The organism is Pseudomonas sp. SBT1-2 (assembly GCF_028640875.1).
GTDB classification, from domain to species: Bacteria; Pseudomonadota; Gammaproteobacteria; order Pseudomonadales; family Pseudomonadaceae; genus Aquipseudomonas; species Aquipseudomonas chlororaphis_I.
Window position 1 is genome coordinate 162,583 of sequence record NZ_JAQZAA010000081.1, and the last position, 14,497, is coordinate 177,079.

15 protein-coding genes are annotated in these 14,497 nt (G+C 61.0%); all 15 read left to right on the plus strand.

Features of this window, described 5'->3' with window-relative positions; translation table 11 throughout:
- Positions 1-3 precede the first annotated feature (3 nt).
- The 15 genes from hscA to PVZ78_RS15225 all read left to right on the plus strand — a co-directional run bounded on the left by hscA (position 4) and on the right by PVZ78_RS15225 (position 14,390).
- On the plus strand, positions 4-1,866 hold the full coding sequence (hscA, locus tag PVZ78_RS15155; protein ID WP_038576128.1) for a Fe-S protein assembly chaperone HscA: 1,863 nt from the start codon (positions 4-6) through the stop codon (positions 1,864-1,866).
- Positions 1,867-1,869: 3 nt separating this feature from the next.
- Positions 1,870-2,211, plus strand: coding sequence for an ISC system 2Fe-2S type ferredoxin (gene fdx, locus PVZ78_RS15160; protein ID WP_007929527.1), 342 nt, complete (start codon positions 1,870-1,872; stop codon positions 2,209-2,211).
- A 14-nt stretch (positions 2,212-2,225) separates the two neighbouring features.
- On the plus strand, positions 2,226-2,426 hold the full coding sequence (gene iscX, locus PVZ78_RS15165; protein ID WP_007929528.1) for a Fe-S cluster assembly protein IscX: 201 nt from the start codon (positions 2,226-2,228) through the stop codon (positions 2,424-2,426).
- Positions 2,427-2,520: 94 nt separating this feature from the next.
- A complete protein-coding gene (gene ndk, locus PVZ78_RS15170) occupies positions 2,521-2,946 on the plus strand; it encodes a nucleoside-diphosphate kinase (protein WP_007929529.1) in 426 nt (141 codons plus the stop codon).
- Between the two features lie 29 nt (positions 2,947-2,975).
- The gene (gene rlmN / locus PVZ78_RS15175; protein WP_007929531.1) at positions 2,976-4,124 is read left to right on the plus strand and encodes a 23S rRNA (adenine(2503)-C(2))-methyltransferase RlmN; all 1,149 of its coding nucleotides are present in this window, start codon (positions 2,976-2,978) and stop codon (positions 4,122-4,124) included.
- A 12-nt stretch (positions 4,125-4,136) separates the two neighbouring features.
- On the plus strand, positions 4,137-4,895 hold the full coding sequence (pilW, locus tag PVZ78_RS15180; RefSeq protein WP_016703488.1) for a type IV pilus biogenesis/stability protein PilW: 759 nt from the start codon (positions 4,137-4,139) through the stop codon (positions 4,893-4,895).
- Positions 4,895-5,920 carry a RodZ domain-containing protein gene (locus tag PVZ78_RS15185; protein WP_009050638.1) on the plus strand — a complete coding sequence of 342 codons (1,026 nt, stop codon included), beginning with the start codon at positions 4,895-4,897 and terminating at the stop codon, positions 5,918-5,920. Before pilW ends, PVZ78_RS15185 begins: the two co-directional genes overlap by 1 nt.
- A gap of 3 nt (positions 5,921-5,923) precedes the next feature.
- A complete protein-coding gene (gene ispG, locus PVZ78_RS15190; protein ID WP_007929536.1) occupies positions 5,924-7,033 on the plus strand; it encodes a flavodoxin-dependent (E)-4-hydroxy-3-methylbut-2-enyl-diphosphate synthase in 1,110 nt (369 codons plus the stop codon).
- A 37-nt stretch (positions 7,034-7,070) separates the two neighbouring features.
- Positions 7,071-8,360, plus strand: a complete 1,290-nt coding sequence (hisS, locus tag PVZ78_RS15195) for a histidine--tRNA ligase (protein WP_009050637.1) — start codon at positions 7,071-7,073, stop codon at positions 8,358-8,360.
- Positions 8,361-8,400: 40 nt separating this feature from the next.
- Positions 8,401-9,042 (plus strand): tetratricopeptide repeat protein, encoded by a 642-nt coding sequence (locus PVZ78_RS15200; RefSeq protein WP_007929540.1) that lies wholly within the window; start codon positions 8,401-8,403, stop codon positions 9,040-9,042.
- The gene (bamB, locus tag PVZ78_RS15205; RefSeq protein ID WP_009050636.1) at positions 9,035-10,186 is read left to right on the plus strand and encodes an outer membrane protein assembly factor BamB; all 1,152 of its coding nucleotides are present in this window, start codon (positions 9,035-9,037) and stop codon (positions 10,184-10,186) included. The genes PVZ78_RS15200 and bamB overlap by 8 nt, the downstream gene beginning before the upstream one ends.
- A gap of 139 nt (positions 10,187-10,325) precedes the next feature.
- Positions 10,326-11,798, plus strand: coding sequence for a ribosome biogenesis GTPase Der (gene der / locus PVZ78_RS15210; protein ID WP_038634893.1), 1,473 nt, complete (start codon positions 10,326-10,328; stop codon positions 11,796-11,798).
- 190 nt (positions 11,799-11,988) lie between these two features.
- Complete coding sequence (locus PVZ78_RS15215) at positions 11,989-13,137, plus strand: pyridoxal phosphate-dependent aminotransferase (protein ID WP_257372773.1); 1,149 nt, start codon at positions 11,989-11,991, stop codon at positions 13,135-13,137.
- Positions 13,125-13,922 carry an amidohydrolase gene (locus PVZ78_RS15220; protein ID WP_016703485.1) on the plus strand — a complete coding sequence of 266 codons (798 nt, stop codon included), beginning with the start codon at positions 13,125-13,127 and terminating at the stop codon, positions 13,920-13,922. The genes PVZ78_RS15215 and PVZ78_RS15220 overlap by 13 nt, the downstream gene beginning before the upstream one ends.
- Positions 13,923-13,976: 54 nt before the next feature.
- Positions 13,977-14,390 carry a hypothetical protein gene (locus tag PVZ78_RS15225; protein ID WP_028683315.1) on the plus strand — a complete coding sequence of 138 codons (414 nt, stop codon included), beginning with the start codon at positions 13,977-13,979 and terminating at the stop codon, positions 14,388-14,390.
- The last annotated feature ends 107 nt before the right edge of the window (positions 14,391-14,497 follow it).

Below are 14,497 nucleotides of genomic sequence, written 5' to 3' on the forward strand. Positions count from 1 at the left end.
AACATGGCCCTACTGCAGATCGCCGAACCCGGCCAAAGTCCTCAACCGCACCAGCGTCGCCTGGCTGTGGGGATCGACTTGGGTACTACCAATTCGCTGGTCGCTGCCTTGCGCAGTGGTCTTTCCGAGCCGCTGGCCGACGCCAACGGGCAGGTCATCCTGCCGTCTGCCGTGCGTTATCACGCCGACCATGTCGAGGTGGGCGAGTCCGCCAGGCTGGCGGCGTCTGCCGACCCCTTGAACACTGTGCTGTCGGTCAAGCGCCTGATGGGGCGTGGTCTGTCCGACGTCAAGCAACTGGGCGAACAGCTGCCGTACCGCTTCGTCGACGGCGAGTCGCACATGCCGTTCATCGACACCATCCAGGGCCCGAAAAGCCCGGTGGAAGTCTCCGCCGACATCCTCAAGGTCTTGCGCCAGCGCGCCGAGTCGACCCTGGGCGGTGAGCTGGTGGGGGCGGTGATCACCGTTCCGGCCTATTTCGACGATGCGCAGCGTCAAGCGACCAAGGATGCGGCCAAGCTGGCTGGTCTCAACGTGTTGCGTCTGCTCAACGAGCCGACCGCGGCGGCCGTGGCCTATGGTCTGGATCAACACGCTGAAGGCGTGGTGGCCATTTATGACCTGGGTGGCGGGACCTTCGATATTTCCATTCTGCGCCTGACCGGCGGCGTCTTCGAAGTGCTGGCCACCGGTGGCGACAGCGCCCTGGGCGGCGACGATTTCGATCATGCGATCGCCGGCTGGATCATCGAGAGCGCCGGCCTGTCCGCCGATCTCGATCCGGGTAAGCAGCGCAATCTGCTGCAAATCGCCTGCGCCGCCAAGGAAGCGCTCACCAATGCCCCGTCGGTCGACGTGACCTATGGCACCTGGTCGGCGCCGCTGACCCGTGAGGCCTTCGATGCCCTGATCGAGCCGATGGTGGCGCGCAGCCTCAAGGCTTGCCGTCGCGCCGTGCGTGATTCCAATGTCGAGCTGGAAGATGTCCAGGCGGTGGTCATGGTCGGCGGTTCGACCCGTGTTCCACGGGTTCGCGAAGCTGTCGCCGAAATGTTCGGTCGCCAGCCGCTGACCGAGATCGACCCGGATCAGGTGGTGGCCATTGGTGCTGCGATCCAGGCCGATACCCTGGCCGGCAACAAACGCGATGGTGGCGAACTGCTGCTGCTTGATGTGATTCCGCTGTCCCTGGGGCTGGAAACCATGGGCGGGCTGATGGAGAAGGTGATTCCGCGTAACACCACTATCCCCGTTGCCCGTGCCCAGGACTTCACCACTTACAAAGATGGCCAGTCGGCCATGATGATTCATGTATTGCAGGGCGAGCGCGAGCTGATCAGCGACTGCCGCTCCCTGGCGCGTTTCGAGCTGCGCGGTATTCCGGCCATGGTCGCCGGAGCGGCGAAGATCCGCGTGACCTTCCAGGTCGATGCCGACGGTCTGCTGAGCGTGTCCGCTCGCGAGCTGGGCTCGGGCGTCGAAGCCAGCATCCAGGTCAAGCCATCCTACGGCCTGACCGACGGCGAAATCGCCAGGATGCTCAAGGATTCCTTCCAGTACGCCAGCGACGACAAGGTCGCCCGCGTGCTGCGTGAGCAGCAGGTCGATGCCCAGCGTCTGATCGAAGCGGTGCAGGGCGCTCTGGAAGCAGACGGCGAGCGTCTGCTGGATGCCGAAGAGCGCATGGTCATCGAGCTGCAAATGCAGGAATTGAGTGAATTGATGCGTGGCACCGATGGTTACGCCATCGAGCAGCAGACCAAGCGTCTGTCGCAAGTGACCGATGCTTTTGCTGCCCGCCGCCTGGACTCGACGGTGAAAGCCGCTCTGGCGGGGCGCAATCTGAATGAAATCGAGGAATAACTGATGCCGCAGATCATTTTTCTGCCACACGCCGTGTTTTGCCCGGATGGCCTGGTTGTAGAGGCTGCACCGGGTACCTCGATTCTCGAAGTGGCCCATGACAACCACATCGAGATCGAGAGCGCCTGCGGCGGCGTCTGCGCCTGCACCACCTGCCACTGCATCATTCGCGAGGGTTTCGACTCGCTGAACGAAGCCGACGAGCTGGAAGAAGACCTGCTGGACAAGGCCTGGGGCCTGGAGGCGCAATCGCGTCTATCCTGTCAGGCGATCGTCGGCGAGGAAGACCTGACCGTCGAAATTCCGAAATACTCGCTCAACCATGCGGCCGAAGCGCCGCACTGATTCAAGGAATCATCATGAGTCTGAAATGGGTTGATGTGCTGGAAATCGCGATCCAGCTGGCTGAGTCCAAGCCGGATGTGGATCCGCGGTACGTAAACTTTGTCGATCTGCACCAATGGGTTCTGGCACTGCCGGAATTCAGCGACGATCCGGCTCGCGGTGGCGAGAAGGTTCTTGAAGCAATTCAGGCCGCCTGGATCGAAGAAGCAGACTGAGTCTGTCCCGTACGCAGTTAGGCAATCCCTATAAACCCGCGTATAATTCGCGGGTTTAATTTTTCGCTTTAATCACCGTTTCTGGAGTTACACCATGGCTGTTCAACGTACTTTCTCCATCATCAAGCCTGACGCTGTTGCAAAAAACGTCATCGGCGAGATCGTTACCCGTTTCGAAAAAGCTGGCCTGCGCGTTGTAGCTTCGAAAATGAAGCAACTGTCGAAAGCCGAAGCTGAAGGCTTCTACGCTGAGCACAGCGCTCGTGGTTTCTTCGGCGAGCTGGTTGCTTTCATGACTTCCGGTCCGGTTGTCGTTCAGGTTCTGGAAGGCGAAAACGCTATCGCTCTGAACCGTGAGCTGATGGGCGCTACCAACCCTAAAGAAGCTGCTGCCGGCACCATTCGTGCTGACTTCGCTGAATCCATCGACGCCAACGCCGTTCACGGTTCGGACTCCGAAGCCGCTGCTGCACGCGAAATCGCTTACTTCTTCGCTTCCACCGAAGTGACCACTCGCTAAGCCAAAGGCCCGTGAGTGAAGGTGAAACCATGACTACATCGACTGGCAAAACTAACCTGTTGGGTCTGACTCAACCGGAAATGGAAAAATTCTTCGACTCAATCGGGGAGAAGCGTTTCCGTGCCGGTCAGGTAATGAAATGGATTCACCACTTTGGCGTCGATGATTTCGACGCCATGACGAACGTCGGCAAGGCCTTGCGCGAAAAGCTCAAGGCCGTTGCCGAAATTCGTGGTCCGGAAGTGGTCAGCGAGGACATCTCCAGCGACGGCACCCGTAAATGGGTGGTGCGCGTGGCGTCCGGCAGCTGCGTCGAGACCGTTTACATTCCCCAGGGCAAACGCGGCACCTTGTGCGTTTCGTCCCAGGCAGGCTGTGCCCTGGATTGCAGTTTCTGCTCCACCGGCAAGCAAGGCTTCAATAGCAACCTCACCGCCGCCGAAGTCATCGGCCAGGTGTGGATTGCCAACAAATCCTTTGGCAGCGTCCCGGCGACCGTCGACCGTGCCATCACCAACGTGGTGATGATGGGCATGGGTGAACCGCTGCTGAACTTCGACAACGTCATCTCGGCCATGCACCTGATGATGGACGACCTGGGCTACGGCATCTCCAAGCGCCGCGTGACCCTGTCGACCTCCGGCGTGGTACCGATGATCGATGAGCTGGCCAAGCACATCGACGTCTCCCTGGCGTTGTCCCTGCACGCACCGAACGATGCGCTGCGCAACCAGCTGGTACCGATCAACAAGAAGTACCCGCTGAAGATGCTGCTCGAATCCTGCCAGCGCTACATGTCGTCGCTGGGCGAGAAACGTGTGCTGACGATTGAGTACACGCTGCTCAAGGACGTCAATGATAAGGTTGAACACGCTGTCGAGATGATCGCGTTGCTCAAGGACATTCCTTGCAAGATCAACCTGATCCCGTTCAACCCGTTCCCGCATTCCGGTTACGAGCGGCCGAGCAACAACGCCATTCGCCGGTTCCAGGATCAACTGCATCACGCAGGCTTCAACGTCACCGTGCGTACCACGCGCGGCGAAGACATCGATGCGGCCTGTGGACAACTGGTCGGGCAGGTGCTGGATCGCACCCGTCGTAGCGAACGTTATATCGCCGTGCGCGAGTTGAGCGCCGACGCCGATATGCCGCAAAGCGCTGCGAATCGTACCTGAGAGAGGATCTCCATGACCTTGCGCGTCGCGCTGCTTCTGCTTTTTGTCAGCCTGTCGGCTGGCTGTGTTCTTTCGGGGGATTTCAACCCGATGAAGACAAGCAAGGGGCGGGACGAGGCGCGTGAGGCCTATGTCCAGCTGGGCCTGGGTTATCTGCAGCAAGGCATGACCGAGCGGGCGAAAGTGCCGCTGAAAAAGGCCCTGGAGCTGGACGAGTCCGACGCTGACGCCAATGCCGCCCTGGCGCTGGTGTTCCAGGCCGAAATGGAGCCCGATCTGGCTGACCAGCATTACCGCAAGGCCCTGGCTGCGCGTCCCTCCGATGCCCGTATCCTGAACAACTACGGCAGTTTTCTCTTTGAAGAAAAACGTTACAAAGATGCTTATCAGCGCTTTGAACAGGCGGCTGCTGATACCCTGTACCCCGAGCGATCCCGAGTGTTCGAGAACCTTGGCATGACCGCCGCGATGCTGGGGGAGCGTGATCTGGCCCGGCAACACCTGGAAAAAGCCCTGCGCCTGAACCGCCAGCAGCCTCGCGCATTGCTGGAAATGGCTGAGTTGTCCTTCGAAGACAGGCATTATGTGCCCGCACGCGACTATTACGATCGTTTTAGCCTGCTGAGCGAGCAAAATGCACGTAGTCTATTGCTCGGCGTTCGGCTGGCAACGGTGTTTGAAGATCGCGACAAGGCCGCCAGTTACGGCCTGCAATTAAAACGACTCTATCCCGGTTCGCCGGAATATCAGCAATACCTGTCGGAGCAATGATGAAAGCGGCGCATCCCGAAGTTCTAGCAGCGACTCGCGTCAACCCCGGTGAGACCCTGCGTCAGGCCCGCGAAAGCAATGGTTGGTCGCTGGCTGAAGTGGCCCTCAAGCTCAATCTGACCGCCAGCTCGTTGAGCAACCTGGAAGCCGGTGCTTTCGACAAGCTGCCGGGGCATACCTTCGCTCGCGGTTATATCCGTGCCTATGCCAAGTTGCTGGGGATGGACCAGGCCGTTCTGGTCCAGGCCTTCGACCAATACACGGGCACCGATTCCCAGGGCAGCAATGTGCACAGCCTGGGCCGTATCGAAGAGCCGGTACGGGTCTCCCACACCATTTTGCGCATTGTCAGCCTGCTGCTGCTGATCGCAGTGATCGGCGGCGGCTTTATCTGGTGGCAGGATCAGACCTCGGTGCGCACCAAGGAACTGATCAGTCTCAATCAGGAACACGTCGAAGTCGAAGGGGCCGACGGCACCACGCAGATTCATCCGATCGACGAGCCGGAAGACCAGGCGGTAGTGGAAGGCCAGACCGAAGGCGAAACCGCCCTGGCTCTGCCTGAAACACCGGCTCCAGGCCAGGCCCCTGCGGATGCCGCGGCCCCTGCGCCAAGTGCTTCGGTTGCCGCACCTGCTGCTCCGGTTGCTCCTGCTCCAGTGGTCGTGGCGCCGGCAGCGCCCGCGCCGAGCGCTCCGGTCGCGCCAGCCCCTGTAGCGCCAGTGGTCGCCGCACCGGCTGCCCCGGCAGCTCCAACTGCACCTGCCGCCGCGCCTGTAGCCGGCGCCGGTCAGGTACAGATCCAGTTCACAGCCGATTGCTGGACCCAGATCACCGATGGCAGCGGTAAAGTGCTGTTGAGTGGCCTGAAGCGCAAGGGCGAGACCGCCGATGTTTCCGGCAAGCCGCCATTTGCCGTGCGCCTGGGTTATGCCCGTGGCGCGCAGGTCAGCTACAACGGACAAGCGGTCGATGTGGCTCCGTTCACCAGTGGCGAGACTGCTCGCCTGAAGTTAGGTCAATAAGTCATGCACGGCGAATCTCCAATCAAACGTCGCGAGTCCCGCAAGATCTGGGTCGGCTCGGTACCTGTGGGTGGCGATGCCCCCATTGCCGTGCAGAGCATGACCAACAGCGACACCAACGATGTGGCGGCCACTGTGGCCCAGATCAACCGTCTGGAAGCCGCCGGCGTCGATATCGTGCGGGTTTCCGTACCGGACATGGACGCGGCCGAAGCCTTCGGCCGTATCAAGCAGCAGGTCAAGGTGCCTCTGGTTGCCGACATCCACTTCGACTACAAGATCGCCTTGCGCGTGGCCGAACTGGGTGTCGATTGCCTGCGGATCAACCCCGGCAACATCGGTCGTGAAGATCGCGTGCGTGCGGTGGTGGACGCGGCCCGTGATCGCGGGATCCCGATCCGTATCGGTGTCAACGCCGGCTCCCTGGAAAAGGACCTGCAGAAGAAATACGGCGAGCCCACCCCGGCTGCATTGGTGGAATCTGCCCTGCGTCACGTCGAGCACCTCGAGCGTCTGAACTTCAAGGACTTCAAGGTCAGTGTGAAAGCCTCCGACGTGTTCATGGCCGTCGAGGCCTATCGCCTGCTGGCCAAGGAAATCATCCAGCCGCTGCACCTGGGGATCACCGAAGCCGGTGGTTTGCGTTCAGGCACGGTGAAATCCGCCGTGGGCCTCGGTATGCTGCTGGCCGAAGGGATTGGCGATACTATTCGCATCTCGTTGGCGGCCGACCCGGTCGAAGAAGTGAAAGTCGGCTACGACATTCTCAAGTCCCTGCATCTGCGTTCCCGTGGCATCAACTTCATCGCCTGCCCGAGCTGCTCGCGGCAGAACTTCGATGTGGTCAAGACCATGAACGAACTGGAAGGGCGTCTCGAGGATCTGCTGGTGCCGCTGGACGTGGCGGTCATCGGTTGTGTGGTCAACGGTCCGGGCGAAGCCAAAGAGGCGCATATCGGCCTGACCGGCGGGACGCCGAACCTGATTTATATCGACGGCAAGCCGTCGCAGAAACTGACGAATGACAATCTTGTGGATCAACTGGAAAAGCTGATCCGCGAGAAGGCGGCCGAAAAGGTCGAAGCCGACGCAGCGCTGATCGCGCGCGGCTGAGCCCGACTGAAGAGCCGAACGAATTTAAGGATTTATAGTGAGCAAGTCTCTGCAAGCCATTCGTGGCATGAACGACATCCTGCCCGAGCAGACGCCCCTGTGGCGCTATTTCGAGGGCACCGTTGCACGTTTGCTGGATAACTACGGTTACAAGCAGATCCGTATGCCGATCGTCGAGTTCACCGAGCTGTTCAAGCGCTCCATCGGTGAAGTGACCGACATCGTCGAAAAAGAGATGTACACCTTCGACGACCGTAACGGCGACTCCCTGACCCTGCGTCCGGAAGGCACCGCGGCGTGCGTGCGCGCTGTGCTCGAGCATGGCATCACCGGCGGTGGCCAGGTGCAGAAACTCTGGTACATCGGCCCGATGTTCCGCCACGAGCGTCCGCAGAAAGGCCGTTATCGCCAGTTCCACCAGATCGGTTGCGAAGTCTTCAACCTCGACGGTCCGGACATCGACGCCGAACTGATCGTGTTGACCTGGCGCTTGTGGGGCGAGCTGGGTATCCGTGATGCGGTCAAGCTCGAACTGAACAGCCTGGGGACCGCCGAAGCCCGTGCGCGTTATCGCGATGCGCTGGTGACGTTCCTCTCGGCGCGCATGGACAGCCTGGACGAAGACAGCCAGCGCCGCCTGAAAACCAACCCGCTGCGCGTGCTCGACACCAAGAACCCGGATACTCAAGCCGTGCTGGTGGACGCGCCGAAGCTGGCCGACTACCTGGACGAAGAGTCCCGCGTGCACTTCGAGGGTCTCAAGGCCCGTCTGGATGCCGCCGGTATCCCTTATGTGATCAACCCGAAGCTGGTGCGCGGGCTGGATTACTACAGCAAGACCGTTTTCGAATGGGTCACCGACAAGCTCGGCGCCCAGGGCACCGTCTGTGCCGGTGGCCGTTACGACGGTCTGGTCGAGCAGATGGGCGGCAAGCCGACCCCAGGCGTTGGTTTTGCCATGGGCATCGAGCGTCTGGTGCTGCTGCTGGAAACCCTGGAGCAGATCCCGGAAGAGATCTCGCGTCAGGTCGACGTTTACCTCTGCGCCTTCGGGGAAGCTGCCGAACTGGCCGCACTGGCGCTGAGTGAGCGTGTTCGTGATCAATTGCCGAACCTGCGCCTGCAGATCAACGCCGGCGCCGGTAGCTTCAAGAGCCAGTTCAAGAAGGCCGACAAGAGCGGTGCGTTGTACGCACTGATCCTCGGTGACGACGAACTGGCCCAGCAAGTGGTAGGTTTCAAACCCCTGCGTGGCCAGGGCGAACAACAAAGCATTGCCTGGGATGCGCTCGCTGCACACCTGGCCACCTGCGTCGTGCAGGGTTGAAGCTGTCAAACAGCCGATTTAGCGAATAAGGAGTATTGGGGTGTCGAGTACCGAAGATGAACAGCTGGCGGATTTGAAGGACTGGTGGCAGCGCAACGGCAAACCCCTGGTCACCGGCGGCCTGTTGGCGCTGGTCATCGTGTTCGGCTGGCAGGCCTGGCACAAGTATCAGAACAATCAGTCGCAAGGCGCCTCGATGCTCTATCAGCAATTGCTGGAGACCACGCTGACGCCTGACGGCAAGCCGGATGCAGCCCGTGTCGCAGACCTGGCCGGCAAGCTCAACAGCGAGTTCGGCGGTACTGCGTACGCGCAATACGGCAGCCTGTTCGTCGCCAAGGTGGCGGTCGACACCGGCAAGCTGGACGACGCGGCGACCGAACTCAAAGCCATCGCCGACAAGCCGGCCAACCCGACGCTGGGCGAGATCGCCCGTCAGCGCCTGGCCCAGGTCCTGGCGGCGCAGAACAAGGCTGATGAGGCGCTGAAGCTGCTCGAAGGCGATGCCGACAAGGCATTCCTGGCCACTCGCGAAGAGCTCAAGGGCGACCTGCTGGTCCAATTGGGCCGTACCGACGAAGCCCATGCTGCGTACGAAAAAGCCAAGGCTGCGCTGTCCGATGAAGCGGCAGTCGGTGGCCTACAAATCAAGCTGGACGACCTGGCCAAAGGGGATGCGTGACGTGATCCGTTGGAAACATGCAGCATTGCTGGCTCTGGCCGTTCTGGCCGCGGGTTGCAGCAGCAACAGCAAGAAAGAATTGCCACCTGCCGAACTGGTCGACTTCAAAGAAGAAGTGGTCCTGCAGAAACAGTGGAGCCGTTCGGTCGGTGACGGCCAGGGCGAAACCTACAACATGCTGGTTCCGGCGATCGACGGCAGCACCATCTACGCCGCCGACGTTACTGGCGTGGTAGAGGCGCTGGATCGCATGAACGGCGACGTCAAGTGGAAACAGGACCTGGAGTTGCCTGTGTCCGGTGCCGTTGGCGTGGGTTACGGCCTGGTCATGATCGGTACCCTCAAGGGCGAAGTAGTCGCCCTGGATGCTTCGAGCGGCGAAGAGAAGTGGCGTGCGCGGGTGACCAGTGAAGTACTGGCTCCGCCATCCACCAACGGCGATGTGGTTGTGGTCCAGACCCAGGATGACCGTGTGATCGGCCTCGATGCCGCCACCGGCAACCAGATGTGGGTCTATGACAGCACCCCGGCGGTACTGACCCTGCGTGGCACCAGTGCGCCAATCACCACCAACCGCCTGGCGGTCGCCGGTCTGTCGACCGGTAAAGTGGTGGCCCTGGATATCCGCAACGGCGTGCCGGTCTGGGAACAGCGCGTGGCCATTCCGCAAGGTCGTTCCGAGCTGGATCGTGTGGTCGACATCGACGGTGGCCTGCTGTTGTCCGGCGGCACCCTGTATGTCGCCAGCTACCAGGGTCGCGTAGCGGCGCTGGACCTGGAAAGCGGTCGTCCGCTCTGGCAGCGCGATGCTTCCAGCTATGCGGGTGTCGCTCAAGGTTTCGGCAGCGTCTATGTGAGCCTGTCTTCCGGCACAGTCGAAAGCGTCGACGAGCGTTCCACCACTGCACTGTGGAGCAACGACTCGCTGGCTCGCCGTCAACTGTCGGCCCCGGAAGTCTTCTCCAGCTACGTGGCGGTCGGTGACCTGGAAGGTTACCTGCACCTGCTGAGCCAGGTGGACGGTCGCTTCGTTGGCCGTGAGCGTATCGACAGCGATGGTCTGCGTGCGCGTCCGCTGGTGGTGGGCAACATGATTTATGTGTATGGCAACAGCGGCAAACTGGAAGCCCTGACCATCAAGTAATGGTTTGACTATGCTTGGGGTTGATCCCCAAGCGGCCTTGCCCCGGCAAGGTTCGCAGCACGCCATGTGCTGCCCCGAGCACCAGCCGCTGCCTCGCAGCGGCTTTTGTATTTTCTGAATTAACGCAGTGGAGAGCCGCATGGTTCCCGTAATCGCCCTGGTGGGCCGACCGAACGTCGGCAAGTCCACCTTGTTCAACCGCCTGACTCGGACTCGCGACGCCATTGTCGGCGACCTGTCCGGTCTGACCCGTGATCGCCAATACGGTGAGGCCAAGTGGCAAGGGCGTACCTACATTCTGATCGACACCGGCGGTATCTCCGGTGACGAGCATGGCATGGACGAAAAGATGGCCGAGCAGTCGCTGCTGGCCATCGAAGAAGCCGATGTCGTCCTGTTCCTGGTAGACGCCAAGGCCGGTTTCACCGCGGCCGACCAGATGATCGGCGAGCACCTGCGCAAACGGAACAAGACCTCTTACGTGATTGCCAACAAGGTCGACAATATCGACCCGGACATGGCGCGTGCCGAGTTCGCTCCGCTGGGCATGGGCGACGCGATCCCGATCGCCGGTGCTCACGGCCGCGGTATCACGCAGATGCTGGAAATCGCCCTGCGCGAGTTCCCGAAAGACGACGCAGACGAGCCGGAAGAGGGTGAGGAAGAAGTCGTAGCCGAAGGCGAGGAAGCCAAGCGCATTCCGGGCCCGAGTGAAAAAGACGGGATCAAGATCGCCATCATCGGCCGGCCGAATGTGGGCAAGTCCACCCTGGTCAACCGCATGCTCGGCGAAGACCGGGTCATCGTCTACGACCAGCCCGGTACCACCCGCGACAGTATCTACATTCCCTTCGAGCGTAACGACGAGAAGTACACGCTGATCGACACCGCCGGTGTGCGCAAGCGCGGCAAGATCCACGAGGAAGTCGAAAAGTTCTCGGTGGTCAAAACCCTGCAGGCGATCAAGGACGCCAACGTGGTGATCTTCGTCATGGACGCCCGCGAAGGCGTGGTGGATCACGACCTGAACCTGCTGGGCTTCGCCCTGGAAGCAGGCCGGGCCCTGGTCATCGCCCTGAACAAATGGGATGGCATGGACCCGCGCGAGCGTGACTATGTGAAGACCGAGCTGGAGCGCCGGCTGTTCTTCGTCGACTTCGCCGACATCCACTTCATCTCGGCGTTGCACGGCACTGGCGTGGGCAACCTCTACCAGTCGGTGCAGAACTCCTTCAAGTCCGCGGTAACCCGCTGGCCGACCAGCCGCCTGACGCAGATTCTCGAAGACGCCGTGAGCGAGCACGCGCCACCGATGGTCAACAACCGTCGCATCAAGCTGCGTTATGCCCACCTGGGTGGCGCCAACCCGCCGCTGATCGTGATCCACGGCAACCAGGTGGAGAAGGTGCCGAAGTCTTATGTGCGCTACCTGGAAAACACCTACCGACGTGTTCTGAAACTGGTCGGCACGCCGATCCGCATCGAATTCAAGGGCGGTGAAAACCCGTACGAAGGCAACAAGAACACGCTCACCGACCGTCAGGTCAACAAGAAGCGTCGCTTGATGACACACCACAAGAAGGCCGAGAAGAAGCGCAAGGACAAGCGCTGACACAGCGCTTCGAGTTGCAAGCCACAAGCTACCAGTAAAAAAGCGGCAGGGCTTGCAGCTTATGGCTTACAGCTTGTAGCAGCGATTAAAAAGGGTCCTTGAGGGACCCTTTTTTAATCGCCGCCCTTTGGGCTATTCTCGGGACCTCCCCGTGCCGCCGTAGAGCCGGGTGTTCAGCAGGGAATCACCCATGATCACCAGTAAGCTGCCGAATGTCGGCACCACCATCTTCACGCAAATGTCGCAGCTCGCCGTGGAAACCGGCGCGCTGAACCTGTCCCAGGGTTTTCCCGATTTCGATGGCCCGCGGGCCCTGCGCGATGCCGTCGCCCGGCATATCGCCAGCGGCCACAACCAATATGCGCCAATGACCGGCCTGCCGGCCTTGCGCCAGCAAGTGGCGGCCAAGATCGCCCGCAGTTACGGCGTGCAGGTGAATGCCGAGACCGAGGTAACCATCACTCCGGGCGCCACCCAGGCGATCTTCTGTGCCATCCAGACGGTGATCCAGCCCGGTGATGAAGTGATCGTCTTCGATCCTTGCTATGACAGCTATGAGCCTTCGGTGGAGCTGGCCGGCGGCCGTTGTATTCATGTGCAGCTGGGCCTGAACGATTTCGCCATCGACTGGCAGAAGCTCGGCGAGGCGCTGAGTCCGCGTACGCGGATGATCATTCTCAACGCGCCGCACAACCCCAGCGGGGCCCTGATCAGCCGTGCCGAGCTGGATCAGTTGGCGGCGCTGATTCGTGATCGGGACATCTATCTGGTCAGCGACGAGGTGTACGAACACCTGGTATTCGACGGCATCCCCCACGTCAGCGTGCTGGCCCATGAAGAGCTGTACCAGCGGGCATTCGTGGTCAGTTCCTTTGGCAAGACTTATCACGTGACCGGCTGGAAAACCGGCTATGTGGTCGCTCCACCGGCCCTGAGCGCCGAGCTGCGCAAGGTGCATCAATATGTCAGCTTCTGCGGCGTGACCCCTTTGCAGTACGCTCTGGCGGACTACATGGCCGAACACCCGGAACATGTCGAAGAGCTTCCCGCTTTCTATCAGGCCAAGCGCGACCTGTTCTGCGACCTGCTGGGGCCTTCACGATTCAGCTTTACCCGGGTGGCCGGTACTTACTTCCAACTGGTGGACTACTCGCAGATCCGCCCGGACCTGAATGACGTCGAGATGGCGATCTGGATGACCCGCGAGCACGGCGTCGCGACCATTCCGGTCTCGGTGTTCTACCGCGAGCCACCGCAAGGACAGCGTCTGGTAAGGCTATGCTTTGCCAAACGTGAGGAGACGCTGCGTCAGGCAGCGGAGAAGCTATGCGTGATCTGAGTGCTTTACCCAATCTGAACGTGGCGCTGGTCCAGACCTCCCTGGTCTGGCACGACCGCCAGGCCAATCTCGAGCACTTCGAGCTGTTGCTCGAGCAGGCCCGGGGCGCCGACCTGATTATCCTGCCGGAAATGTTCACCACCGGATTTTCCATGGAGTCCGAAGCCCTCGCCGAGGCGGAAAACGGTCCGACCAGCAAGTGGCTGCGCATCCAGGCCGCCAGGCTCGATGCGGTGGTCACCGGCAGCGTGATTATCCAGGCCGCTGACGGCAGCCACCGCAACCGCCTGCTATGGGCACGTCCCGACGGCGAGGTCTGGCATTACGACAAGCGTCATTTGTTCCGCATGGCGGGCGAGCATGATCACTACACGCCGGGCGAGCGCCAGATGCAGTTCGAACTCAAGGGTTGGCGGGTCAGGCCGCTGATCTGCTACGACCTGCGTTTCCCGGTATGGAGCCGCGATGCGCGGGATACCGACTTGCTGCTGTACACGGCCAACTGGCCGGGGGCGCGGCGTCAGCACTGGAATCGCTTGTTGCCGGCCAGGGCCATCGAAAACCTGTGTTATGTGGCGGCGGTCAATCGGGTCGGTACCGACGGCAAGGGGTTTGCCTACACCGGGGATAGCCAGGTGCTGGATTTCCAGGGCGAGACCCTGCTCAGCGCCGGTGAGGCCGACGGGGTATTCCAGGTCTGCCTGAATGCCGCGGACCTGGCGGCCTATCGCGCGCGCTTTCCAGCCTACCTCGATGCCGACACCTTCGAGTTCACCCAGGCTTAAAGATCTGTCGGGGTGGGCCGTTAAGGGGTAAGAGGATTTTCAGGGAGATTCATCATGACCACTATCAGTGCTGCGAGCATCAATCCATTCCCGCTGGGGGCAGCGCCGCAAAAGCTCAACATCGCCGAGCAGCAGGCCAGCCCGCTCGAGGTGCAGGACAAGAGCATTGCCGAAGACCGCGACTCGATGAGTGTCGACATGCAGGAATACGGCGCCAAGGCCGATTTCACGTCGTCCACTGCTGACATCGTCGCGCAGTTGCAGAAGCAGATCGACCAGACCGAAAAGACCCTGTCCGAGCAGCAGTCGCAATTGTCCGGGGTGCAGAAGGGGCAGGCGAGCGATGAGCAGAAGGCGCAACAGGCCCTGGAGGTGCAGGCGCAGATCGCGATCACCGCCAACAACCTGCAGGTGTTGCAGGCGGCCTTGCTCCAGGCGCTGACGGCGCGGATCAATACCACTGCCTGAGTGAGGCAATAAATACACAATAAAAAAGGTTCTTCACGGATTACCGGGAAAGACGCTCTTGATCTTCATGAAAAAGAATTCGCTATCCCGGTAACCGTACGCCATTC

Excerpts from the sequence above, each read along its gene's own strand:
- hscA (WP_038576128.1), top strand. The coding sequence starts at position 4 with ATGGCCCTACTGCAGATCGCCGAACCCGGCCAAAGTCCTCAACCGCAC.
- fdx (WP_007929527.1), top strand. The coding sequence starts at position 1,870 with ATGCCGCAGATCATTTTTCTGCCACACGCCGTGTTTTGCCCGGATGGC.
- iscX (WP_007929528.1), top strand. The coding sequence starts at position 2,226 with ATGAGTCTGAAATGGGTTGATGTGCTGGAAATCGCGATCCAGCTGGCT.
- ndk (WP_007929529.1), top strand. The coding sequence starts at position 2,521 with ATGGCTGTTCAACGTACTTTCTCCATCATCAAGCCTGACGCTGTTGCA.
- rlmN (WP_007929531.1), top strand. The coding sequence starts at position 2,976 with ATGACTACATCGACTGGCAAAACTAACCTGTTGGGTCTGACTCAACCG.
- pilW (WP_016703488.1), top strand. The coding sequence starts at position 4,137 with ATGACCTTGCGCGTCGCGCTGCTTCTGCTTTTTGTCAGCCTGTCGGCT.
- PVZ78_RS15185 (WP_009050638.1), top strand. The coding sequence starts at position 4,895 with ATGAAAGCGGCGCATCCCGAAGTTCTAGCAGCGACTCGCGTCAACCCC.
- ispG (WP_007929536.1), top strand. The coding sequence starts at position 5,924 with ATGCACGGCGAATCTCCAATCAAACGTCGCGAGTCCCGCAAGATCTGG.
- bamB (WP_009050636.1), top strand. The coding sequence starts at position 9,035 with ATGCGTGACGTGATCCGTTGGAAACATGCAGCATTGCTGGCTCTGGCC.
- der (WP_038634893.1), top strand. The coding sequence starts at position 10,326 with ATGGTTCCCGTAATCGCCCTGGTGGGCCGACCGAACGTCGGCAAGTCC.
- PVZ78_RS15215 (WP_257372773.1), top strand. The coding sequence starts at position 11,989 with ATGATCACCAGTAAGCTGCCGAATGTCGGCACCACCATCTTCACGCAA.
- PVZ78_RS15220 (WP_016703485.1), top strand. The coding sequence starts at position 13,125 with ATGCGTGATCTGAGTGCTTTACCCAATCTGAACGTGGCGCTGGTCCAG.
- PVZ78_RS15225 (WP_028683315.1), top strand. The coding sequence starts at position 13,977 with ATGACCACTATCAGTGCTGCGAGCATCAATCCATTCCCGCTGGGGGCA.